Raw genomic sequence first — 22,694 nt, 5'->3', positions numbered from 1 at the left:
ATAGATGAAGTCATTAGAAAGCATGGAGCAATTCCAACAGTTAAAAAATGAAGAGAATGTAGTCTTTATGTTCTCAGCAGAATGGTGCCCAGACTGCCGCTTTGTAGATCCATTTATGCCAGAAGTAGAAGAGAAATATAGTGATTTCTCATTTTACTATGTAGATCGTGATGAGTTTATTGATCTATGTGTAAAATTAGACGTATTTGGCATTCCGAGCTTTGTAGCGTACAATAAAGGTGAAGAAACTGGTCGCTATGTAAACAAAGATCGTAAAACACAAGAACAAATCGAAGAGTTCATTGAAGGTTTAAAATAAGGCAATTTGCCAATTGAATTGTAAAACAACCTCTACCTTCGCGGGGGAGGTTATTTTTTTGGAAGGGAGGAAAAAAGAGATGAAGATGACAAGTAAAAAGATGAAAGATGAGTTAATAAAGAAATTATCTCGCCCAGAATGGGACTTTCAGTATGATAGTGAGAAAGAAGTTTTACGTATTGAACAAAAAGACTCCAAAAAAGGTATTAACGTATCGCTTCCAGGAGTTGTGGCAAAATGGGAAGTGAACAAGGAAAAGGCAATTGAAGAAGTTGCTTATTACGTACAAGAAGCGCTAATTGCGATGCATAAAGAAGAAAATAGCGGAGCGAAAATTTTACCTGTTATTCGCTCTACTTCTTTCCCGAAACAAGCAGAAGAAGGAAATCCGTTTATTATGACGGATCATACGGCGGAAACACGTATTTACTACGCGCTAGATTCGAATAAAACGTATCGACTAATTGATGAGCGTCTATTACAAAAATTAGAACTTACAGAACAGCAAGTGCGTGAAATGGCATTATTCAACGCACGCTCATTAGGTTATGAATTTAAACAAGACACAGTAGCGGGTAATACATTCTACTTTTTAAACACAAATGATGGGTATGACGCGACTCGTATTTTAAACGAATCGTTACTACAATCGATGCGTGAAAAGATTTCTGGTGACATGGTTGTTGCTGTTCCTCACCAAGATGTATTAATTATTGCTGATATCGTCAACGAAATCGGTTATGATATTATTGCACAAATGACAATGAAATTTTTTGCCGAAGGGCATGTTCCGATTACATCACTTTCATTCGTATATGAAGATGGAGAATTTGAACCAATCTTTATTTTAGCGAAAAATCGGAAGAAGACAGATGGAAAAGAGAAAGGATGAACGAAGTGAACGTTTTTTACAACCTTGAAGGAATTGGTGACACTTTAATTGTTGCCTTACAAGATATTACTTTAGAGAACCGTACTTTTGATCGCAAAGGAGATGTTGCACGCGTATATGATCGTGAAAGCAATGTAACAGCAGGATTCAACATCTTTAATGCATCTTCTTACTTAGAAGTAAAAGAAACAGGCAACCTTACATTAACGAAAGAGCTTGTAGAGAAAATCAACGAAATTTTAGCGAAGAATGGCTTTGAAGAAACAGTAGAAGCAGATCTTTCTCCGAAATTTGTTGTAGGCTATGTAGCTGAAAAAGAAAAGCATCCAAATGCTGACAAGCTAAACATCTGTAAAGTAGAAATCGGTACAGAAACATTACAAATCGTATGTGGTGCACCAAACGTTGATGCAGGACAAAAAGTTGTCGTTGCAAAAATTGGTGCTGTAATGCCAAGTGGTATGTTAATTAAACCAGCAGAACTTCGCGGTGTTCCTTCTTCTGGAATGATCTGCTCTGCACGTGAATTAGAGCTTCCAGATGCTCCACAAGAAAAAGGTATTCTTGTATTAGAAGATAGCTTTGAAGTTGGACAAGAGTTTAAATTTTAATTGATATAAGAAAAGAGAGGTTGTCCTTTTGGGCAGCCTCTCTTTTTGTTTTGTCATTTTTTGTTGGTAAGTCGATATTCCGTGTCGAATCGTTGATATATGTAGAGTTACGATAGATATATTTGAAAAATCGTTGATATATGTAGAGTTGTGACAGATATATTCAAAAAATCATTCATATTATAAGGATGTCACCTTTTTTCTTAAAATCTATATTGTATTTTATAAACAAACTAGTTAAAATTTAGAAAAATAGAAGGGGATAGACGTATGAAACAACAAATAAAAATCGCAGAACTTCTAAAACGAATTGAAACTTCAAAACAGCAAGATATTGAGCTAGGTACTTATGAAATATATGTGTTTAGTGAAAGTGAATTAGAAAAAGGACAAATCGGTTACCGATACGATAAACATAAAAATTCATTAATAAGTGAAGAAAACGGAAAGTGGCAAGAAGGATGGATTACAATTGGATATGAAACGGATATGGGCGATCCAGTTTTCGTAAATATAGATGATGACGCTTATCCGGTTTATACTGCAGAACGTGGTACAGAAAAATGGCAGCCAGTTTATATTGGAAATATGGATGAGATTATAGGGCAATTATAAGAAAAACTTTGAATCCGGTGCAAAGTGATGGGAGAGAAGTATGAAGTATATAAAAATAATGAGCATGATTGCATTCATTGGAATATATATGGCCGGTTGTTCACAAGAGCAGCCGAAAAAAGAAACTACATCTTCTATACAAGAGAAAAACAAAGATACCAAAGAAGACGCACCGGTAGAAAAGCAGCAAGAACAAGAAAAGAATGAAGAGTCACAAGCAATTCAAACGAATGAGCAAGTAGAACATAAGCAAGAGGAAGTATCATCTGAGGAAAAGAAAGAAGAAACTACGCCAGTACAGCCAACTGAGCAACCAGTGCAAAATAATGAACAAAAAGTAGAGGGTAATGAAAAACAAGAGAAGTTTCTCGTCGTTATTGATCCAGGACATCAACAAAAAGCGAATTTAAATTTAGAGCCAATTGGACCAGGGGCAACAACGCAAAAATATAAAGTGACAGACGGTACAACAGGTGTTGTGACGAAAAAGAGAGAGGCTGTACTTGTATTAGAAATGGCTTTTTTATTAAAAGAAAAGCTTGAAGCAAAAGGGATACAAGTATTAATGACGAGAACATCACAAGACGTTGATATAAGTAATAAAGAACGGGCGACATTCGCAAATAATCATAAGGCGAATTTATTTTTACGTCTTCATGCAGATGGTTCTGAAAATCCAAACGAAAGTGGGTTTGCTGTATTGACGCCGGCAGAAGGAAGTCCGTATACGAAAGAGATTTATGCGGAAAGTCTTCAAATCTCTCAAATGATTGTAAATAAAATGAGGGAGAACCAGCAAGTAAAAGTAAATGGAATTAAATTTCGGGATGATCTTTCTGGATTTAATTGGGCAAAGGTTCCTGGTGTGTTATTAGAACTTGGGTTTATGTCAAACTATGAAGAAGACAAAAAATTATCTGACCCGCAGTATGTAAATTCTTTATTGCAAAGTGTAACGGATAGTGTAGATGCATATCGGAAGAGTAAAGCTTAAACGCAGTCTTACATGAAAGGCTGCGTTTTTCCATATGAAAACACTCGTAAATTAGAATATTGTGGATAAATATGACATGCTTAATTTTACCTGCACTTTTTGCCGAATGCTGATACAATAAAGGATGTTACTATTTAGTAGAAAGAGTGGTAAGCATGTTAGATTGGATGAAAAAGCTGTTTAACAAAGAGGAAGAACAAACAGCGATGAATAAAGAAGTACCAAAGCAAATTGAAAGTCAGCCGAAAATTCCTCGTGTAAACCACTACACTGAAGCAAGAGAAGCACAAATGGCAAGTAGGAATGCAGGTAAATGCCGTTTTCCTTTAGTACCGGATAATGGGTTCGATGAAGAGGATGAAAGCGAAGTAAATCGCTTTGAAGAACAACCTGTTCAAGGAGTAGCATATGAAGAACCGACTGCCCAAAGAGGAATAAAGGTGGAAAGAAGCAGACGACCGTATGTGGAAAAGGTTGTTTCTACATATGAAGAACCGGAAGTGCAATATGAACCGGTGCGGGAGTCTGTCGTTAAAAAGGCATCTGCACCTTCGCAAGAGAGTAACCGTAGACCATTTCGTCCAACAGAAATGATTTCGCCAATTTATGGATATAATCGTCCTTCAGTAGAGAAAAAGGTTGAAAAGCAGGAGGAAGTAAAAGAAAGAGAAGATCTTGAAATATCTGTAGAGGGTAAATCAGTCGTTGATGCATGGTTAGAGAAAAAAGGATATAAATTATCTGATTTCTCAGAAGGACAAGCACCAACTTCTTCTAGTCATAGAGCTGCTAACCAGCAAGGAGAGCAACAATATGAAGAGAATAAAAAGGAAGAAAAGTCAGTAGTTGATCAATGGCTAGAGAAAAACGGTTATGAAATTGAACGCCAAGTGCCTTTAGTAGAAGAAAAAGAAGTGATTAAAGAAATGAGTACACCGCAGGAAGTTTCAGCGGATGAATTACTTCATAAAACAGTAGCTGAGCAGATGGAAAGTGCTAAGCTAGAAAAAGATGTAGTGGTGTTAAACGAAAACAATCTACAAGAAGAATTAGTAGCTTCTAAAGTAGAGCACGAGGATACAATATTATCAGAAGAAATTAAACGTAATACAGAAATAAAACAACCTACTATTGAAGTAGAAAAGCAAGCTCCAGAAGAATCAGTGATTGTCAAAGCAGAAGAAAAACTTGAAGAAACAATCATTGTGGAAATACCAGAAGAAGTGTCAAAAGTAGAAGTAATTGCAGAAACGGAAGAGCTTGAAGAAGTAGTTATGGAAACAGAGGCACCTGAAGAAGTGGAAGAAGAAGTGGAAGAAGAAGTGGAAGTAATTGCAGAAACGAAAGAGCCAGAAGAAGTAGTTATGGAAACAGAAGAAGTGGAAGTAATTGCGGAAGCAGAAGAAGTAGAAGTGATTGTAGAAACAGAAGAGTCAGAAGAAGTGGAAGTAATTGCGGAAGCGAAAGAGTCAGAAGAAGTGGAAGTAATTGCGGAAGCAGAAGAAGTGGAAGTAATTGCGGAAGCAGAAGAAACAGAAGTGATTGCAGAAACAAAAGCGCCTGTAGTAGAGACATTTGTAGCACTTGAGGAAATTCAGCAAGAAGATGAAGCAATTGAACAAAAGAGTGAATTCATACATGTTGCTGAGGCTGATGAACAAACGAAGAAAGATGTTCAAAGCTTTGCGAATGTTTTAATTGCAGAAACAGAGGAAAATAGACGAGTTGTAGAAGAAGCACAGGTCGCAGAAGAGCAACGAGTTGTAGAAGAAGCGCCAGTCGTAGAAGAGCAACGAGTTGTAGAAGAAACACCAATCGCAGAAGAGCAACCAGTTGTACAAAAAGAAGAACCAAAACGTGAGAAAAAGCGCCATGTACCATTTAATGTTGTTATGTTGAAACAAGATAGAACACGATTAATGGAAAGACATGCAGCTAGAGCAAATGCAATGCAGCCTTCTGCTAATGTACGAGTAGAGAATAAGCCAGTACAACAAGAGGTAGCAGAACCACAAGTGGAAGAACGCCCAGTGCAGCAAGTAGTAGCAGAACCACAAGTGGAAGAGCAACCAGTGCAGCAAGTAGTGGTAGAGCAAGTACAAAAGCCAATTTCAAGTACGGAAGTACAAGAGAAAGCATATGTTGTAAATCAAAGAGAGAACGATATGCGAAATGTATTGCATACACCACCGACATATACTGTTCCACCATTAGCGCTGTTGTCGATTCCACAGCAATCAGCGTTAGATAATACAGAATGGTTAGAGGAGCAGAAAGAATTATTAGATACAACGTTTAATAATTTTCACGTTGGCGCACATGTTATTAATGTATCGCAAGGGCCAGCGGTAACTCGTTTTGAAGTACAGCCAGACCCAGGTGTGAAAGTAAATAAAATTACAAACTTAAGTGATGATATTAAGTTAAGTTTAGCTGCGAAAGATATTCGTATTGAAGCGCCGATTCCAGGGAAGAGTGCAATTGGAATTGAAGTTCCAAATAAAGAAAGCAAGCCAGTATTTCTTCGCGAAATTTTAAGAAGTCCTGTATTCACAAAGAGTGAATCACCGCTTACTGTTGCGCTTGGACTTGATATTTCAGGGGACCCAATTGTAACGGATATTCGAAAAATGCCGCACGGACTTATTGCGGGTGCAACGGGTTCAGGTAAAAGTGTGTGTATTAACGCCATTTTAACGAGTATTTTATATAAAGCGAAACCACATGAAGTGAAGTTAATGTTAATTGATCCGAAGATGGTTGAGCTTGCACCATACAATTCTGTTCCGCATCTTGTAGCACCTGTTATTACGGATGTAAAAGCAGCGACAGCTGCATTAAAATGGGCAGTTGAGGAAATGGAACGCCGTTATGAATTGTTTGCACACGCAGGTGCTCGTGATTTAACTCGCTACAATACGATTGTAAGTGAGCGAGAAATTCCAGGAGAGACATTACCTTATATCGTTATTGTCATTGACGAGTTAGCCGATTTAATGATGGTAGCACCTGGTGATGTTGAGGAAGCGATTTGTCGTATTGCGCAAAAAGCACGTGCTTGTGGTATTCATTTATTAGTAGCGACGCAGCGTCCATCTGTAGATGTTATTACAGGTTTAATTAAGTCAAACATTCCAACGCGTATTGCGTTTACTGTATCATCTCAAGTTGATTCGCGTACGATTATTGATATTGGGGGCGCGGAGAAATTACTTGGCCGTGGTGATATGTTATTCTTAGGGAACGGTACATCTAAACCAGTTCGTGTACAAGGTGTATACGTATCGGATGATGAGATTGAAAAAACAGTTGATCATGTGAAAAAGCAAATGAAGCCGAATTACTTATTTAAGCAAGAGGATTTATTAGCGAAAACAGAACAAGCTGAGTCGGAAGACGAATTGTTCCTTGATGCATGTCAATTTGTTGTAGAACAAGGGGGAGCGTCCACATCTTCTGTACAGCGAAAATTCCGCATCGGTTATAATCGCGCGGCACGTCTCATTGAAGAGATGGAATCGCAAGGAATTATTTCTGAAGGTAGAGGAACGAAACCGAGAGATGTCCTTATTTCTGAGGATGAATTTGCCGCTATGCAGGAAACAAATGTATAGTAAACGGTTTTGCTGTATACTAAGAGAAAATGTTGGATAGTAAAGTAGGGAGTAAAGCGACATGAAAGAAATTGAATTAAAATTAAAAGGTGAAATAAATAGACTAACAAATAAAACATTTAAATTTGACGAACGTGTTGGAGAAGGTTGGTTCTCTGCCGTTTACTTTTTAAAGACTAGAGAAATCATCGAAGAATTTCGCCCGAAAAGTGTTGTAACGATGCAATTTTTCCAAAAGGAAAATGCAGTTCTTTGCGGAACGGATGAAGTAATTGCATTGCTACAAACATTCGCTAAAAATCCTGAGGAACTTGAAATTAACTCTTTAAAAGATGGCGATAAAATTAGTCCATTTGAAACAGTGTTAACAATTCATGGTCCTTATGAAAATTTCGGATTTTTAGAAGGTGTCATTGATGGGATTTTAGCTCGTCGTACATCGGTTGCGACAAACGTATATAACGTTGTCCAAGCTGCGCGTAGCGTAGATAAAGAAAAACCAGTTATTTTCATGGGAGATCGTGATGATCATTATACACAACAAGCTGGTGACGGTTATGCAGCATACATCGGAGGTATGAGCGCACAAGCGACGCATGCGATGAATGAATGGTGGGGCAAAAGTGGTATGGGGACGATGCCTCACGCATTAATTCAAATGTTTAATGGTGATGTTGTGGAAGCGGCAAAAGCATATCATAAGAAATTCCCAGAAGATGAATTAGTTGTATTAATTGATTACAACAATGATGTCATTACAGATGCACTTCGCGTAGCGCGTGAATTTGGATCAACATTAAAAGGTGTACGTGTAGATACGTCCCGCACGATGATTGATCAATACTTTATTCGCCACCCAGAAGTACTTGGAACATTCGATCCACGTGGTGTAAACCCATCGCTTGTATTCGCACTTCGTAAAGCACTTGATGAAGAAGGATTCCAGCATGTAGACATCGTTGTAACTGGTGGATTTGATGAGAAGCGTATTCGTGAATTTGAAGCTCAAAACGTACCTGTTGACATATACGGGGTAGGAAGTAGCTTATTAAAAATGAATATTGGCTTTACTGGTGATAATGTAGAACTAAATGGGAAACCAGAAGCAAAAGCTGGTCGTAAATATCGTCCAAACCCACGTTTAGAGCGTGTTCAATTAGAAAAAAGAGAAGAGATGTAAAAGAGAGAAAAACTGATAGGTGATTGACCCTATCAGTTTTTCTGTTATCATAGTATAGCGGCTTCTTTTTTGCTATAATGGACTTATTATGGACATATAAAGAAGTACGTACGAGTTTATCCTGATAAGTGAAGGGAAAGAATAACTTCACTACATCAAAAATGTATGATGATTACCAAAATAAGAAAAGATTCATATACTGTCTTATAGATAGGCCGTTGTATTAGTTCGAAATGTTGGAGGTTCTTTAAGATGACAGTTTACCATTTTGTAGGAATTAAAGGAACAGGAATGAGTTCATTAGCGCAAATTCTTCATGATATGAAGCATACTGTTCAAGGGTCTGATTATGAAAAGCGTTTCTTTACACAAACAGCGTTGGAAAAGCGTAGTATCTCGATCCTTCCTTTTGATAAGAATAATGTAGAAGAAGGACAAGTGATTATTGCAGGAAATGCATTTCCTGATACGCATGAAGAAATCGTAGCAGCAAAAGAATTAAACATCCCAGTCCATCGTTACCATCATTTCTTAGGTGACCTGATGAGCCAATACACAAGTGTTGCTGTAACTGGTGCACACGGAAAAACATCAACAACAGGTTTGTTAGCCCATGTAATGCAAGGTGCACACCCAACATCTTACCTTATTGGAGATGGAACAGGGCATGGGGTAGAAAATAGTAAGTATTTTGTATTTGAAGCTTGTGAGTATCGTCGTCATTTCTTGTCTTATAATCCAGACTATGCAATTATGACGAATATTGATTTTGATCATCCAGATTATTTTGCAGACATCAATGATGTATTCAGTGCATTCCAAGAGATGGCATTGCAAGTGAAAAAAGGCATTATTGCATGTGGAGATGATGAAGAACTTCAAAAAATTCAAGCGAAAGTACCTGTTATTTTCTATGGATTTGGAGAAGATAATGATTTCCAAGCACGCAACATTCAAAAGAGAACAGATGGTACGATATTTGATGTATTCGTTCGTAACACGTACTATGATACGTTCAAAATTACAGGATACGGCAATCACAGCGTATTAAATGCGTTAGCAGTAATCGCGCTTTGCCATTATGAAAATGTTGATGTAGAAGCAGTAAAACATCAATTAACAACTTTTGAAGGCGTAAAACGTCGCTTTAATGAAAAGCCGATGGGAGAGCAAGTAATCATCGATGACTACGCACACCATCCGACAGAGATTAATGCAACGATTGAAGCTGCTCGTCAAAAACATCCAGAGCGTGAAATTGTCGCTGTATTCCAGCCACATACATTCTCACGTACAGAAAAGTTCTTAGATGAGTTCGCAGAAAGCCTAAGCAAAGCTGACCAAGTATACTTATGTGATATTTTCGGATCAGCACGTGAAAACAAAGGTGAATTAACAATCGAAGATCTGCAAAAGCGTATTGACGGTGCAGAATTAATTACAGATACAACAACGGATGTATTAAAGAAACATAAAAACGGCGTTCTAATTTTCATGGGCGCAGGTGACATCCAAAAATTCGAAGCGGCTTACGTAAAAGAAGTTCAAGTTGCAGAGAAATAATAGAAAAGACGCATAGCTTGGCTGTGCGTCTTTTTTATGTTGTCGTGGTTGTGCATTAATGTTGAAACGTCGATATATATGGAGTTGTGTTCGATATGTTTCAAAAATCGTTGATATATTGGTACGCGTTTTGAAATATAAATGTTAGAATAATAAGAAAACTAAAAAGGGGACTAAAAAATATGTTCACACTCCGAGTAGATGACGAAATCGAACTACAATTACTAGAAAAACATCATAAAGAGGAACTATATCAATTAATAAATCAAAACCGTAACCATTTAAGAAGATGGCTTCCTTGGGTAGATGGGACGAAATCTGCTGATGCTTATGATGAGATTTGTCCGATGTGGTTAAAGAAGTTTGCAGAGGGAGACGGTTTTGAAAGTGGCATACGTTATAAAGGGAAGCTTGTTGGGATGGTAGGCATTCATCCAGTGAGCTGGGGGAAGAAAGTGGCGAGCCTTGGATATTATCTGGCAGAAGATGCTGGCGGGAAAGGCATTATGACGCGTAGCGTAAAGGCTGTACTTCACTATGCATTTGAGAATTTAAAATTAAATAAAATGGAAATTAGATGCGGTGTTGAAAATGTGAAAAGCCGCGCGATCCCAGAACGTTTAGGATTTAAGTTAGACGGTGTTTTAAGAGATGAAGAATGGCTATACGATCACTTCCACGATATCGCTGTATATAGTTTATTAGCTTCAGAGTGGAAGGAGATTCGATGAACGAGAAGATTCATATTGTTCCGTATGAAAGTAAATTTCAAGACGAAGTAGTAAATCTTATCGTTCATATTCAGCAAAAAGAGTACAATGTCCCCATTACGAAAGAAGAGCAGCCAGACCTGCTTGAAATAGAAACATTTTATCAAAGGAATCATGGAAACTTTTGGGTAGCAAATTATGATGGTAAAGTAGTTGGAACAGTAGCTTTATTAGATATTGGGAATCATCAAGTAGCGTTAAGAAAAATGTTCGTAAAAAAAGAATTTCGCGGAAAAGAGTGGGGTGCATCACATAAGTTGCTCCAAACAGCAATTTCATGGGCTGAGAATAAAAAGCTGAAAGATATTTACTTAGGAACGACAGTGAAATTTTTAGCGGCGCATCGCTTTTATGAAAAGAATGGTTTTCAAAGTGTGAGTATAGACGAGTTGCCGAAAAACTTTCCGGTGCTACAGGTAGATAAGAAATTTTATAGGTACATTGTGTAAAAGGTCATTTAGAAATGGCCTTTTTCTATGAACTAAAATGGAAATAGTGGTATAATTTGGATTAGGGGGTGTAGGTATGAACTTTCCAATTCAAAGAAGTAAGTCAGTAGTCATTTTCGTTTGCCTTACGTTAGTTTTTATGTTTATATATCCAATTGTCATGCTTTTCACTAATAAAGCGCATTGGATGTCAGCGTTGATTGGGATGGGTTTATGCTTCATTGTAAATGTACCACTCGTTTGGGAAGTATTTATTAAAAAACATAAAGTAGAAAATGGCGTATTAAAGTACGGTATTTTAAATGATGATATTGTATTAAAAGATGTGAGAATTATACGTCAGGTCGGAAAGTCTCTTGAAATTACGACGAATGCATATAAAGTACATATGGTTGCGATGCCGCAAGATATGAATGAATTTTTGGCGCTTATCGAAAAAGAAAATCCACATGTGAAAATAGAAATGGTGGGTAAGAAATGAAATATGTAAAAGCTTTGTTTTGCTTAGAAATATTACTGGTGCTTGCTATTTGCACTAGAGTATATATGAAATGGGATTTGCCCTTATATATACCAATATTAATAAGTACTATTGCAGTGGCACTTTTATATTATTTTCATTTTCAGCAAACAAAAAGTGAGAAAAGTAGCACTATGTAGTTAGGGGGATTAGAAATGAAAAAAGCCCTTATGTTATTTTTACTTCTGTTAACTGCATCCTTTCTTTTAATAGGGTGTAGTGCGAAGAAGGAAAAGGCTGATATGAACTTAGAAAAGGCACAAAAAGTTGAAATTGAATCACTTACTGATTCAAGTGAGAAAAAAGTAATTACCGATAAGAAAAAAATTGAAAAGCTGTTTGAAGTCATGAAAATGGATAAGTGGAAAATGCAATCGGCTCCTTTAGATACTCCGCAAGGGAAAACATTTACAATGTATCAAGAGGATACACCGAAATTATTGGATTCGAGTAAAGATAAAAAAGAGTTACATGAAATTGGTACGATGACAGTATATAAAGATGTCCCTTATGTCGAAGTTGAAATGAAAAATAAGAAAATGAGTTTTAAAGTGCCAGAAGATGTGGCGAAAGAGTTATTAAAGTATTAATAAAAAAAACGCTCGGAAAAATCCCGAGCGTTTTTTTTATTATTTTAAGTTCTCTGGGTTTAAAGCTTCTAATTCAGGTACAACGAAGCGCCCGTCTTTACGGATTAGTACGTCGTCAAAGTAAATTTCGCCGCCGCCGTATTCAGGGCGTTGGATACATACTAAGTCCCAATGGATGTTCGAGTTGTTACCGTTCCATGCATCGTCGTAAGCTTGTCCAGGAGTGAAGTGGAAGCTGCCATCGATTTTTTCATCGAATAGGATGTCTCCCATTGGATGTAAGATGTATGGGTTTACGCCGATTGCGAACTCACCAACGTAGCGTGCGCCTTCGTCTGTATCGAAGATTTTGTTAATGCGTTCTGAATCGTTTGCAGTTGCTTCAACGATTTGGCCGTTCTCGAACTTAAGTTGTACATTTTCAAATGTATAACCGTTGTAAGGAGATGGTGTGTTGTAAGAAACTGTACCGTTAACAGAATCACGAACTGGTGCAGAGTATACTTCACCGTCTGGAATGTTTAAATGACCGGAGCATTTAATTGCTGGAATGTCTTTAATAGAGAATGTTAAGTCAGTTCCAGGACCAGTTAAACGAACTTTATCTGTTTTATTCATTAATGTAACAAGGCTGTCCATCGCCTTATCCATTTTACCGTAGTCTAAGTTACATACTTCAAAGTAGAAGTCTTCGAAAGCTTCTGTACTCATTTTAGCAAGCTGTGCCATAGAAGCATTTGGGTAGCGAAGAACAACCCAGCGTGTTTTTGGAACGCGAATGTCTCTATGAACTTTTTTACCAACTGTTTGGCCATGAACTTTCATACGCTCACTTGGAACGTCAGCTTGTTCATTAATATTATCGCCAGAGCGAAGGCCGATATAAGCGTCCATGTCTTTCATTACGCTTGCTTCATATGCAGCGATTTGTTCGAAATGTTCTTCAGTAGCACCCATTAATAAAGAGCGATCTACTTGATGATCTTTTAAAGAGACGAATGGGAAACCACCAGCTGCATATGCTTCTTTTACAAGTGCAGTTACAAGTTCTTTTTGTAAGCCAAAGTTTTCAATTAATACTTTTTCACCTTTTTGTAAGCGGATAGAGTAGTTAATTAAATTGTATGCTAACTTTTCAATACGTGGATCTTTCATATGTAAAGCCTCCCTACTAATTATGTATCCTCTCCTATTGTAACCTACTTAGTGGAATTTGTTGAATGATTTATGTTACAGTTAACGAATAAGTATGAAAATTCTAATGATGAGATAGGGATTAGAATGAAACGGAAAATGATTGTATAATAGGGGAAAGTATGAAAAAGATAAAGGAAGTGATGAAATGCAAGTTCTTTTATATGTAAGTGCGGCTATTATCGCGGTTGCTTTCGCAGTATTAGTAGTGTATGTATGTAGAACGTTGTTATCGGTTCAGAAGACGTTAGAAAACGTTGCAAGCACGTTAGAAGGTTTAGAAAAACAAATGCAAGGAATTAGCGTAGAGACAGAGCAATTATTACATAAAACGAATGCGTTAGCTGATGATATTCAACAGAAGTCACAGTCATTAAATAAAGTGGTAGCGGGTGTAGATGGGATTGGAACGACAATCCAATCTTTAAATACGAAGCTTCGTAATGTATCAGACTCTGTAACGGACGAAATTGAAAATAACGCTGATAAAGTAGCGCAAGTTGTACAGTGGAGCAGTGCGGCGATTGAAGTATACAATCATTACCGTGCGTCGAGACAAGAGAAGAAGGTTGAAAAAGAAGAGCGTAAATTAGAAAGAATTGAGAAAAAAGCTGAAAAGAAAGAGAAACGCTCTAGATTTCGTATGAGAGGTGAATCGTGATGAATATGACAAAACTTGAAACAATTGAAGAGCTTGAAGTCTTAGTAGAAAAGAACGAGCCGTATGTTCTTTTTAAACACAGTACGACATGCCCAATTAGTCACGGTGCATACACAGAATTTCAAGCGTATTGCAGCGAAGAAAGAGAAGTACCAGCGTATTACTTATACGTACAAGATGCGAGAGATGTGTCAAATCGTGTTGCAGAACAATACAGTATTAGACATGAATCACCGCAAGTGTTATACATAAAAGATGGGATGGTAGTATGGAATACATCTCATTGGAATATTAAAAAAGATGCTTTAGAAGAGAATATAAAGTAAAAAGAAGCAAGCTAAAGGTGCTTGCTTCTTTTTTTTGTTTTTGTTGAAATATATTTAGTGGTACACTATTAATAGTTCAAACTAAATAACTAGATTGTTGAAAGTAGGTTTTAAGTAATGAAGAAAATGGCATTATCCTTCGCAGTCGTAAGTTTATTACTGGGAGCTTGTAGTAACAATAGTAATACGATTAGTAAGAAGGATGAAGTTATACAAAAAGATACAAAAGAAAAAAGTATGATTCCGAGAACTGCTGTTTCTAAAGATTATTATAGAACTGTTATTCCTTTAAAAGAACAAAAGGTTATTAATACAGCTAATATAAAAACAAATTCTAAATTAGATTTAGCAGAGTATGAAAATGGTTTAATAAATATTGCAACGCAGCAATTTGATACAGAGAGTCACGTACTGCAATTAAACCAGTATATTCCAGAGAAACTAATTGATGAACTAGTTGCGAAAGTAGAAGCGCCAGTTTTGACAAATATTATAGAACAAGATTATTTCGGAAAACAGAATTCAAATGAATTAAGTTTATCTGGTGTGATGATTGGCTTAGCTATGTCTTCAAGTGTATCGAATGAAGAGGCTATGTCTAAAGGGACTGAAGTTGCTAAACAACTTATTGAAGCTATTAACAAAAATGATAAATATAACAAATCTCCAATTACGTTTGCTATCTTTAAGCAAGAAAGTACAAGTTCTTTAAAAAATGGTACGTATATTGCTAGTGCTACTGTTCAAAAGAATGATACGAACCTTGGAAATTGGAGTACGATCGATGAAAAGTCGTATTCATATCCTTCTGATGAATTTACACAAGCACATGGAGAAGATAATACAAAAATAAATAACTTTGCTAAGGAAATAAAAGGTTTTTCTAATGGAGATTTTATTCCAGTCAACGCTAAAGTTTCTTATAAGAAAGATCAAATGGATACATTAAATATGAATATTGTTATTAAATATAACGGTAAAACAGAATTAATGGCTCTTACCCAATTGGCTGCTCAAGGCATGTTAGACAAATTGCCTAAAGATGCGAAAGTACAATTACAGATCAAGTCCGAGAGTAAAATTGAGGCCGTTATTATAAAAGAGAAAAACAGTGATAAACCGTTTGTTTCCTTCTTGTAAAAAAAGACAGTATGTAAACTGTCTTTTTTTTATTTTAAATGAAAATATATAATGTTTTTTGATAGTAATTCCTTGCTGTATATCGTGTGACAATCGTATATGTATCAGCTATAATAAATTATCTTAAAAAAGTAACATATAGGAATTTGAAAGAGGTGGCTTTCTTATGGCATCACAACAATTAGGTCGTTTACGTTCTGAAATTGATCAACTTAATTTACAAATATTAGAGTTACTAAACGAAAGAGGTCGTCTCGTACAAGAAGTTGGTAATTTAAAAGAAGTACAAGGTGTGAAACGTTTTGATCCTGTACGTGAAAGAAATATGCTGGATTTAATTGCAGAGAATAATAATGGTCCATTTGAAACTTCGACTTTACAACATATTTTCAAACAAATTTTTCAAGCTGGTTTAGAATTACAAGAAGACGATCATCGTAAAGCATTACTTGTTTCTCGTAAGAAAAAAACAGAAGATACGATTGTTGAAATTAATGGTGAAAAAATTGGTGACGGAAATCAGCATTTTATTATGGGACCGTGTGCAGTGGAAAGTTATGAACAAGTACGTCAAGTTGCTGAAGCAATGAAAGGGCAAGGTCTGAAATTAATGCGTGGTGGTGCGTTTAAACCACGTACTTCACCGTATGATTTTCAAGGTCTTGGATTAGAGGGATTACAAATTTTGCGCCAGGTAGCAGATGAATATGATTTGGCTGTTATTAGTGAAATTTTAAATCCGAATGATATTGAGATGTCATTAGATTACGTTGATGTTATTCAAATTGGCGCTCGCAATATGCAAAACTTTGATTTGCTAAGGGCAGCTGGTGCTGTGAATAAACCAGTATTATTAAAACGTGGTCTATCAGCAACGATTGAAGAATTCATTAATGCGGCAGAATATATTATGGCAAAGGGAAATGGGAACATTATTTTATGTGAACGAGGTATTCGCACGTATGAAAGAGCGACGCGTAATACGCTTGATATTTCCGCTGTGCCGATTTTAAAGAAAGAAACACATTTACCTGTCGTTGTCGATGTAACGCATTCTACAGGGCGACGTGACCTTCTCTTACCAACTGCAAAAGCAGCGATGGCAATTGGTGCAGACGCAATTATGGCTGAAGTACATCCCGATCCAGCTGTAGCTTTATCTGATGCAGCGCAACAAATGAATATACCGCAGTTCAATGATTTTATGAATGAATTAAAATCATTTGGAAGTAAATTATAAAAACTTTTAATGAGCTGTTCCAAAAAGGCATTTTGGAACAGCTTTCTCCTATTGTATAGCGACTGTCATTGTCGATTTTTGTTGGTAAGTTGATATATTTAAAAAATCGCTGATATAATTAGAGTTGCGGTCGATATATTTGGAAAATCGCTGATATATTTCGAGTTACAGTCGATATATTCGAAAAATCGCCGATATAAATTTCATTTACTATCGTACTGCTTAAAATAAGATTTCTACTAAGGAAACATCTATTTTTTTACAAAAAATGCCCTTTTTTCATAAAAAATACGAAAATACGAGAAAAGAAGCGAATTTTTTCGAAACTTTTGCGGGAAAATATTGTATGAGCCTGCGTTTTTATCGTATCATTAGTAAAAGGAAGAACTCGGGACGATTGGTGGCATCTGCAAATAGAGTTGATGTCTTTTTTTCATTCAAGTAACCGATACATAAAAATAGATAACAAAAATAGAAGGAGTGTGCGATGAGATGAACGTAACAATATATGATGTAGCGCGTGAAGCGAACGTTTCAATGGCTACCGTATCACGCGTTGTGAACGGTAACCCAAATGTAAAGCCTACAACAAGAAAGAAAGTATTAGAAGCAATTGATCGTTTAGGATACCGCCCAAATGCGGTAGCACGTGGACTAGCAAGTAAGAAGACAACTACAGTAGGTGTTATTATTCCTGATATCTCAAATACGTTTTATGCAGAACTAGCTCGTGGAATTGAAGATATCGCAACAATGTACAAATATAACATCATTTTAAGTAACTCTGACCAAAACAAAGAGAAAGAGTTCCATTTATTAAATACGATGCTTGGAAAACAAGTGGACGGAATTGTTTTCATGGGTGAAGATATTACAGACATTCACATTGAAGAATTTAAAAAATCTCCAGTACCAATTGTATTAGCAGCATCATTTGATGAGCAAAATGAAACGCCATCAGTAAATATTGATTATACACAAGCAGCTTATGATGCAATGAAGCACTTTATCGAGCAAGGACATAAACGTATCGGTTTCGTCTCTGGTCCTTTCATTGATAAAGCGGGAAGCGCGAAGAAGTTACAAGGTTATAAAAAAGCTTTAGAAGAAGCAGGTATTTCATATGATGAAAATCTTGTAATCGATGGAGATTACACATATGACTCAGGTATCGAAGCATTCGAAAAGCTTTGGAGCAATGATGAAAAGCCAACAGCAATCTTCGTATCTTCTGATGAAATGGCACTAGGTGTAATCCATGCAGCACAAGACGCTGGATTAAACGTACCAACTGACGTAGAAGTACTTGGTTTCGATAATACACGCCTTGCATTAATGGTTCGTCCGCAGCTTTCAACAGTTGTTCAACCGATGTATGATATCGGTGCAGTAGCAATGCGTCTATTAACAAAGTATATGAACAAAGAAAAAGTGGAAGATCACACTGTTATCTTACCTCACCGTATCCAATTTAGAGATTCAACGAAGTAAGTATAAAAAAGCTCACAGCGATTGCTGTGAGCTTTTATTCGTATTCAGGATAGTATTTTTGTACGACTGCATTTACCATTTCGTCTTTTTGCAAGTTAATTGATATTTTTAGTACAGTTATATTACTTTGTAAATTTACAACTTCGATGTAAAAAAACTGTTTGTCTAAGTCAATCGTAACATAATCGAATCGTTCGGATAGCTCTAATTTATATGTAGTAGTATATTCCAAATGAAAGCCTCCTTATTGTATAAGTGTATGTTATAATGCCTTCGCTATAGATGGGGCTATTCCTTGTTATATGTCACATAAGTGCAAATTTAACTATTATAGGGCAATGTCATGTATAATAGAAAGAAAAGGCTTGTGAGGGGGGAAAAGAGATGATCGTTCTTTGGATAATTACGCTTTGTATGACTGCTATTTTTGCATATATGACGTTAAAACAAAATGGTTTAAAGCGATTTGTTCCAGGAAGTATTCTTGCAGGAATTGCCCTTATCACGTATGTAATTTCTATTTTTATTGAAAGTGTATCAGTAGATATGAGCACAAGTTTAATGTTTATTGGTATTACACTATTTGCAGGTAGCATTATGGTACTTATGGTTGCTGGTATTATTTTATTTATTCATATGAATTCGGAAACGTTATAGCATATAGAAAAGGCATGTCCTGAGGGGACATGCCTTTTTATCCGTTCAATTATGCTCTATCTTTAGAAGAGTTTTGCTGTTTTAGTAAGTCGCGAATTTCGCCAAGAAGTTCTTCTTCTTTTGTTGGTTCTGGAATTTCTTCCTCTTTTTCTTCTTCTTTTTTAGATGTTAGTTTGTTGAAAACTTTAACAAACATAAAGATAGAAGCTGCGATAATTAAGAAGTCAAAAATTGTTTGGATGAAGTTACCATACATAACAGCAGATTTACCGTATCCAAAGTGTAAACTTGTAAAGTCAACGCCACCTAATACCATACCAAGTAATGGTGTGATGATATCTTTTACTAAAGAACTAACGATTTTACCGAATGCAGCACCGATTACAACCCCGACAGCTAAATCAACGACATTCCCTTTGAAAGCGAATTTTTTAAACTCGTTCCACATGTGTTAATCCCATCCTTTCCACGATTCATTATGAAATTTATAATTCCTATCAACATATTCTATAGAAATTTACGAGAGAAATAAAGAGGGAATGGGAATGAAAGTAAATTCTGAAAAATGTATCCGTTTTAATTTTTGTTTACATCATCTAGTAAAGATTGTAGCATTTGCTGCGTTTTTAATCCTTCTAATCCATCTACAACAGGCTTTGTATCGCCTTGTACACACTTAATAAAATGATGAACAGCATCTTCAAAACCACGTTGTTTTAACGTCGTATCCCATGATGGGGAACCACTTTGTGAAACTGAGTTTTCCTGTTCAATTTCAAATGTATTCATATTTTTTACGCGAATGATTTTCCCTGGCGTTACAAGTTCAATTTGTTCTAAATTTGTACCGGCATGGCGATGCATTGCAGTAGAAAGTAACAGTCCACTTGGAGTTGTATATGTATGATGTCCGTAAAGAAGTTCATTCTTTTCATTGATTTGCATCATATTGTGAACGGCGTTAAGGTCATCATTAGCTAACCAGCGAGCGGTATCTACAATGTGTAAATAATCATCTAACATAGTGAAGTCGTACGTATATGGCCCGACTTTATTTGTACGATGCTTTTCAATTCGAATCCATGAAATATCATTAGCCTGTTCTTTGGCAGCGACATACATAGGAACGAATCTGCGATTAAATCCGACCATTAATTTTCGGTTATACTTCTCGCTTAACTCGACTAGTTGCTCAGCTTGTTCCACTGTAGCTGCGAGCGGTTTATCAACATAAACGTCGATCCCTTTTTTTAGAAGTTCAGAAACGATTTCATAATGCGATGCAGTTGAACTATGAACGAAGATTGCATCGCATTCCGAAGCTAACATTTCAATAGAATGAAAGTCTTGAATTCGGTATTGCTGGCAAACTTGTTTTCTTTTCTCTGCGTTAGGTGTAAACGCCCCTACAAAATTCCAATCAGTTTCTTTTGTAAGTGTTGGAAGATAGGCCTTTTGCGCAATACTTCCAAGTCCAATCATCCCAATTTTAGGTTTGTTCATGTTTATTCCCACCCTATTAATATTAATGTAACGGCTTAAATGTAGCATAGGGTGGGGGAGGAAGGCAAAAATTAGCTTTTTACTTACGGCCTTCTAACAAAATCTTCTCTATCTCCTCAAAGTGATGAGCGCGAGCATGCTCTAGCGGGGTAACACCATCATTGTCTGGAATGTTTACATCTCCGCCGTGCTCAATAAGAAGGCGAATGACTTGTTGCTGTGTTTCGTTTCCGTTACTTAGTACGATGGCTTCCATTAAAGCTGTCCATCCCAGGTTATTTACATGATTTACATCAATATTTGTTCGAGTGAGGAGTTCTTTTATGACGTCAATATAGCCATGTTCTGAAGCTGGGATAAGAGCTGTTCCGCCGTAACGATTTGTAATCGTAGGATCTGCACCAGCATCAATTGTTAGTTTTAAAATGTCTAAGTAACCTTCCGCACCGGCGTATAGAAAGGGATTATTTTTCATGTCATCTTGAATATTTACGTCAGCACCGGCTTTGATAAGCGCCTTTGCGGTTTTTACATCATTTTTGTATGTAGCAATCATAAGCGGAGTGCGTCCTTGACTATCCGTCGCATTTATATTTGCGCCTTGTTTTAGTAAAGATATAACAGTATTCGTTTCATTTTTTTCAGTAGCTGCTAGTAGTGCAGTCTCCATGTTTGCCATCTCCTTTTTTACTTCTTGTTCTTGCGAGCATCCTTGTAAAAAAATTACGCAACATATCATACTGAATGTTTTTTTGAACATGGAATTTCAACCTCCTAATTTCAACTGTAAAATAGGAACATTAAATTTTTATAAACTGACGCTAAAATTACTATAAAATCGCTTGAGTAATTGAACATATATTTTTATGCTTATAAATAATAAGGTTTGATAAAGTGAGGATTTAAGATATGTCTATTAAAACAAGGTTTTTATTTTCTTATATTGCTGTTATCCTCGTTTCCATTACGCTTATATTAGTCGCGGGATTTTTAATCGTTTTTTCGATAACAGGTGACTTGGAAGCAGTGAAAAATTTCTATAAAAGTTCTTACATTCAAAAGCCGCTTACACCAGAAGAAGAGAATGCCTATCTTGAGTTGAAGTCAGCAGCTAAACAGCATCAATCTCAATTGTTAGATGAGTCGTTTGTCTCAGCAATAGAAAAAGAGGGTGTGAAAATAGTAGTAAGAAAAGGAGAAACACTTTCATATGCTTCAAACGTATTTGAAAGTGTATCTTTAAAAGAAGCCCTTCCGAAATTTGAATCAGCAAATATTAATAGTCGTGGTACAACGGAACTAGGCGATACATTTTATCGATATGTAAAGTTTGATTTTTATTTTCCTCAGGAAGAAGAGGGAAGTATATTTGTATTAAAAAAGCAAAGTTCATTTGTAGATCTTACACAAAAATTATTTCCAATCTTATTCGTAGCGCTCTTACTACTAGCCATTTTACTCATTGGATTATTAAGTTACCTCGTTTCAAGAAGTGTAATAAAACCAATTTTTGTATTGAAAGGCGCAACGGAGAAAATTAAAGAAGGAAATTTAGATTTTCAAATACCAGTTACATCACACGATGAAATAGGGCAATTAAATCAAGGATTTGAGGAAATGAGGAAGAGATTAAAAGAATCGATAGAGATGCAAACGCAGTATGAAGAAAATCGAAAAGAGCTTATTTCAAACATCTCTCATGATTTAAAAACACCGATTACATCAATTATCGGATATGTAGAAGGAATAAAGGACGGAGTAGCAAATACGCCAGAAAAAATGGATAAGTATTTAACAACTATCCATACGAAAGCAAGACATATGGATACACTTATTGATGAATTATTTTTATTCTCAAAGCTCGATTTGAATCGAGTTCCCTTTCAGTTTGAAACGGTTGAATTGAATACGTTTATGCAAGAGTTAATCGAAGAGATGCAAATGGATTTAAGTAAAGAAGGTATAGAAGTTAACTTGCAATTACATACATCACCACTATATGTAACGGCTGATTGCGAAAAGATAAATAGAGTTATATCAAATTTAATTCATAATAGTGTGAAATACATGGATAAAGAAGAGAAGAAAATTACTGTAACAGTATCGAGTAATAATAATAAAGTTATTGTGAAAGTGATGGACAATGGATCAGGTATAGAATCTGATACGCTACCTTATATCTTTGAACGTTTTTATCGTGCAGAACAATCGCGGAATTCTAGCACAGGTGGAAGTGGACTTGGTTTAGCAATAGCGAAGCAAATTGTTGAAGAACATGGCGGGGAAATTTGGGCGGAAAGCGAGCTTGGTAAAGGCACAAGCATTTTCTTCTCATTGGAAAAAGTAGAGGAATGTGGTGAGTAAA

The 22,694-nt window shown here is 36.2% G+C and carries 25 protein-coding genes; 20 read left to right on the top strand and 5 right to left on the bottom strand.

Annotated features, from left to right (window positions below):
* The first annotated feature begins 4 nt into the window (after positions 1-4).
* The 13 genes from DN401_RS06895 (at position 5) to DN401_RS06835 (ending at position 12,117) form a co-directional block, all read left to right on the top strand.
* The gene (locus tag DN401_RS06895) at positions 5-319 is read left to right on the top strand and encodes a thioredoxin family protein (RefSeq protein ID WP_000838193.1); all 315 of its coding nucleotides are present in this window, start codon (positions 5-7) and stop codon (positions 317-319) included.
* Positions 320-398: 79 nt separating this feature from the next.
* Complete coding sequence (locus DN401_RS06890) at positions 399-1,211, top strand: DUF1444 domain-containing protein (protein ID WP_000784588.1); 813 nt, start codon at positions 399-401, stop codon at positions 1,209-1,211.
* On the top strand, positions 1,208-1,822 hold the full coding sequence (gene ytpR / locus DN401_RS06885; protein WP_001006770.1) for a YtpR family tRNA-binding protein: 615 nt from the start codon (positions 1,208-1,210) through the stop codon (positions 1,820-1,822). Before DN401_RS06890 ends, ytpR begins: the two co-directional genes overlap by 4 nt.
* A 270-nt stretch (positions 1,823-2,092) precedes the next feature.
* Complete coding sequence (locus tag DN401_RS06880) at positions 2,093-2,437, top strand: hypothetical protein (RefSeq protein ID WP_000813166.1); 345 nt, start codon at positions 2,093-2,095, stop codon at positions 2,435-2,437.
* A gap of 40 nt (positions 2,438-2,477) precedes the next feature.
* Positions 2,478-3,431, top strand: a complete 954-nt coding sequence (locus DN401_RS06875) for an N-acetylmuramoyl-L-alanine amidase (RefSeq protein WP_000874046.1) — start codon at positions 2,478-2,480, stop codon at positions 3,429-3,431.
* A gap of 155 nt (positions 3,432-3,586) precedes the next feature.
* Positions 3,587-7,045, top strand: a complete 3,459-nt coding sequence (locus tag DN401_RS06870; RefSeq protein WP_149287637.1) for a DNA translocase FtsK — start codon at positions 3,587-3,589, stop codon at positions 7,043-7,045.
* 61 nt (positions 7,046-7,106) lie between these two features.
* Positions 7,107-8,225, top strand: a complete 1,119-nt coding sequence (locus DN401_RS06865; protein WP_000658370.1) for a nicotinate phosphoribosyltransferase — start codon at positions 7,107-7,109, stop codon at positions 8,223-8,225.
* Positions 8,226-8,477: 252 nt separating this feature from the next.
* Positions 8,478-9,788 (top strand): UDP-N-acetylmuramate--L-alanine ligase, encoded by a 1,311-nt coding sequence (gene murC, locus DN401_RS06860; protein ID WP_000219468.1) that lies wholly within the window; start codon positions 8,478-8,480, stop codon positions 9,786-9,788.
* A gap of 182 nt (positions 9,789-9,970) precedes the next feature.
* Complete coding sequence (locus tag DN401_RS06855; RefSeq protein ID WP_000494663.1) at positions 9,971-10,519, top strand: GNAT family N-acetyltransferase; 549 nt, start codon at positions 9,971-9,973, stop codon at positions 10,517-10,519.
* Positions 10,516-11,007: a GNAT family N-acetyltransferase gene (locus DN401_RS06850; protein WP_001003091.1), complete on the top strand. Its 492-nt coding sequence runs from the start codon at positions 10,516-10,518 to the stop codon at positions 11,005-11,007. Before DN401_RS06855 ends, DN401_RS06850 begins: the two co-directional genes overlap by 4 nt.
* Before the next feature lie 76 nt (positions 11,008-11,083).
* Entirely contained in the window at positions 11,084-11,488 is a 405-nt protein-coding gene (locus DN401_RS06845) for a PH domain-containing protein (RefSeq protein ID WP_001010641.1), read from the top strand.
* Entirely contained in the window at positions 11,485-11,667 is a 183-nt protein-coding gene (locus tag DN401_RS30120) for a hypothetical protein (protein ID WP_000878324.1), read from the top strand. Before DN401_RS06845 ends, DN401_RS30120 begins: the two co-directional genes overlap by 4 nt.
* Positions 11,668-11,682: 15 nt before the next feature.
* Positions 11,683-12,117, top strand: a complete 435-nt coding sequence (locus DN401_RS06835; RefSeq protein WP_000709855.1) for a hypothetical protein — start codon at positions 11,683-11,685, stop codon at positions 12,115-12,117.
* A 39-nt stretch (positions 12,118-12,156) separates the two neighbouring features.
* On the opposite strand, the gene DN401_RS06830 is transcribed toward DN401_RS06835, so the two are convergent.
* A complete protein-coding gene (locus tag DN401_RS06830; RefSeq protein ID WP_000654729.1) occupies positions 12,157-13,272 on the bottom strand; it encodes an aminopeptidase in 1,116 nt (371 codons plus the stop codon).
* Positions 13,273-13,459: 187 nt separating this feature from the next.
* On the opposite strand from DN401_RS06830, the gene DN401_RS06825 reads away from it, so the two are divergent.
* From DN401_RS06825 to ccpA, 5 genes are all read left to right on the top strand, one after another.
* Positions 13,460-13,972 carry a DUF948 domain-containing protein gene (locus DN401_RS06825; protein ID WP_001197720.1) on the top strand — a complete coding sequence of 171 codons (513 nt, stop codon included), beginning with the start codon at positions 13,460-13,462 and terminating at the stop codon, positions 13,970-13,972.
* Positions 13,972-14,298 carry a bacillithiol system redox-active protein YtxJ gene (gene ytxJ / locus DN401_RS06820; RefSeq protein WP_001057469.1) on the top strand — a complete coding sequence of 109 codons (327 nt, stop codon included), beginning with the start codon at positions 13,972-13,974 and terminating at the stop codon, positions 14,296-14,298. The genes DN401_RS06825 and ytxJ overlap by 1 nt, the downstream gene beginning before the upstream one ends.
* A 117-nt stretch (positions 14,299-14,415) precedes the next feature.
* A complete protein-coding gene (locus DN401_RS06815) occupies positions 14,416-15,438 on the top strand; it encodes a CamS family sex pheromone protein (protein WP_000738025.1) in 1,023 nt (340 codons plus the stop codon).
* A 166-nt stretch (positions 15,439-15,604) separates the two neighbouring features.
* Positions 15,605-16,678 (top strand): bifunctional 3-deoxy-7-phosphoheptulonate synthase/chorismate mutase, encoded by a 1,074-nt coding sequence (locus DN401_RS06810; protein ID WP_000168209.1) that lies wholly within the window; start codon positions 15,605-15,607, stop codon positions 16,676-16,678.
* Positions 16,679-17,170: 492 nt separating this feature from the next.
* Positions 17,171-18,169 carry a catabolite control protein A gene (gene ccpA / locus DN401_RS06805; RefSeq protein ID WP_001103297.1) on the top strand — a complete coding sequence of 333 codons (999 nt, stop codon included), beginning with the start codon at positions 17,171-17,173 and terminating at the stop codon, positions 18,167-18,169.
* Positions 18,170-18,203: 34 nt separating this feature from the next.
* Here the strand turns inward: ccpA and DN401_RS06800 are convergent, their stop codons facing one another.
* On the bottom strand, positions 18,204-18,401 hold the full coding sequence (locus tag DN401_RS06800; RefSeq protein WP_002195827.1) for a hypothetical protein: 198 nt from the start codon (positions 18,399-18,401) through the stop codon (positions 18,204-18,206).
* A 152-nt stretch (positions 18,402-18,553) separates the two neighbouring features.
* Between DN401_RS06800 and DN401_RS06795 the strand changes: the two genes are divergently transcribed.
* Positions 18,554-18,826: a DUF3917 domain-containing protein gene (locus DN401_RS06795; protein WP_000636589.1), complete on the top strand. Its 273-nt coding sequence runs from the start codon at positions 18,554-18,556 to the stop codon at positions 18,824-18,826.
* A 49-nt stretch (positions 18,827-18,875) separates the two neighbouring features.
* Here DN401_RS06795 and mscL read toward each other — a convergent pair whose 3' ends face one another.
* From mscL to DN401_RS06780, 3 genes are all read right to left on the bottom strand, one after another.
* A complete protein-coding gene (mscL, locus tag DN401_RS06790) occupies positions 18,876-19,274 on the bottom strand; it encodes a large conductance mechanosensitive channel protein MscL (RefSeq protein ID WP_000267011.1) in 399 nt (132 codons plus the stop codon).
* A 128-nt stretch (positions 19,275-19,402) separates the two neighbouring features.
* Positions 19,403-20,329: a Gfo/Idh/MocA family protein gene (locus tag DN401_RS06785; protein WP_001039694.1), complete on the bottom strand. Its 927-nt coding sequence runs from the start codon at positions 20,327-20,329 to the stop codon at positions 19,403-19,405.
* Positions 20,330-20,408: 79 nt separating this feature from the next.
* On the bottom strand, positions 20,409-21,089 hold the full coding sequence (locus DN401_RS06780) for an ankyrin repeat domain-containing protein (protein ID WP_000474106.1): 681 nt from the start codon (positions 21,087-21,089) through the stop codon (positions 20,409-20,411).
* Between the two features lie 149 nt (positions 21,090-21,238).
* Here DN401_RS06780 and DN401_RS06775 point away from each other — a divergent pair, with 149 nt between their 5' ends.
* A complete protein-coding gene (locus DN401_RS06775) occupies positions 21,239-22,693 on the top strand; it encodes a sensor histidine kinase (RefSeq protein ID WP_000023865.1) in 1,455 nt (484 codons plus the stop codon).
* Position 22,694 lies beyond the last annotated feature (1 nt).

Origin of the sequence: Bacillus sp. BF2-3, assembly GCF_008368795.1 — a bacterium.
Taxonomy (GTDB): Bacteria; Bacillota; Bacilli; order Bacillales; family Bacillaceae_G; genus Bacillus_A; species Bacillus_A cereus.
This window is presented reverse-complemented; position numbering and strand designations above follow the sequence as displayed.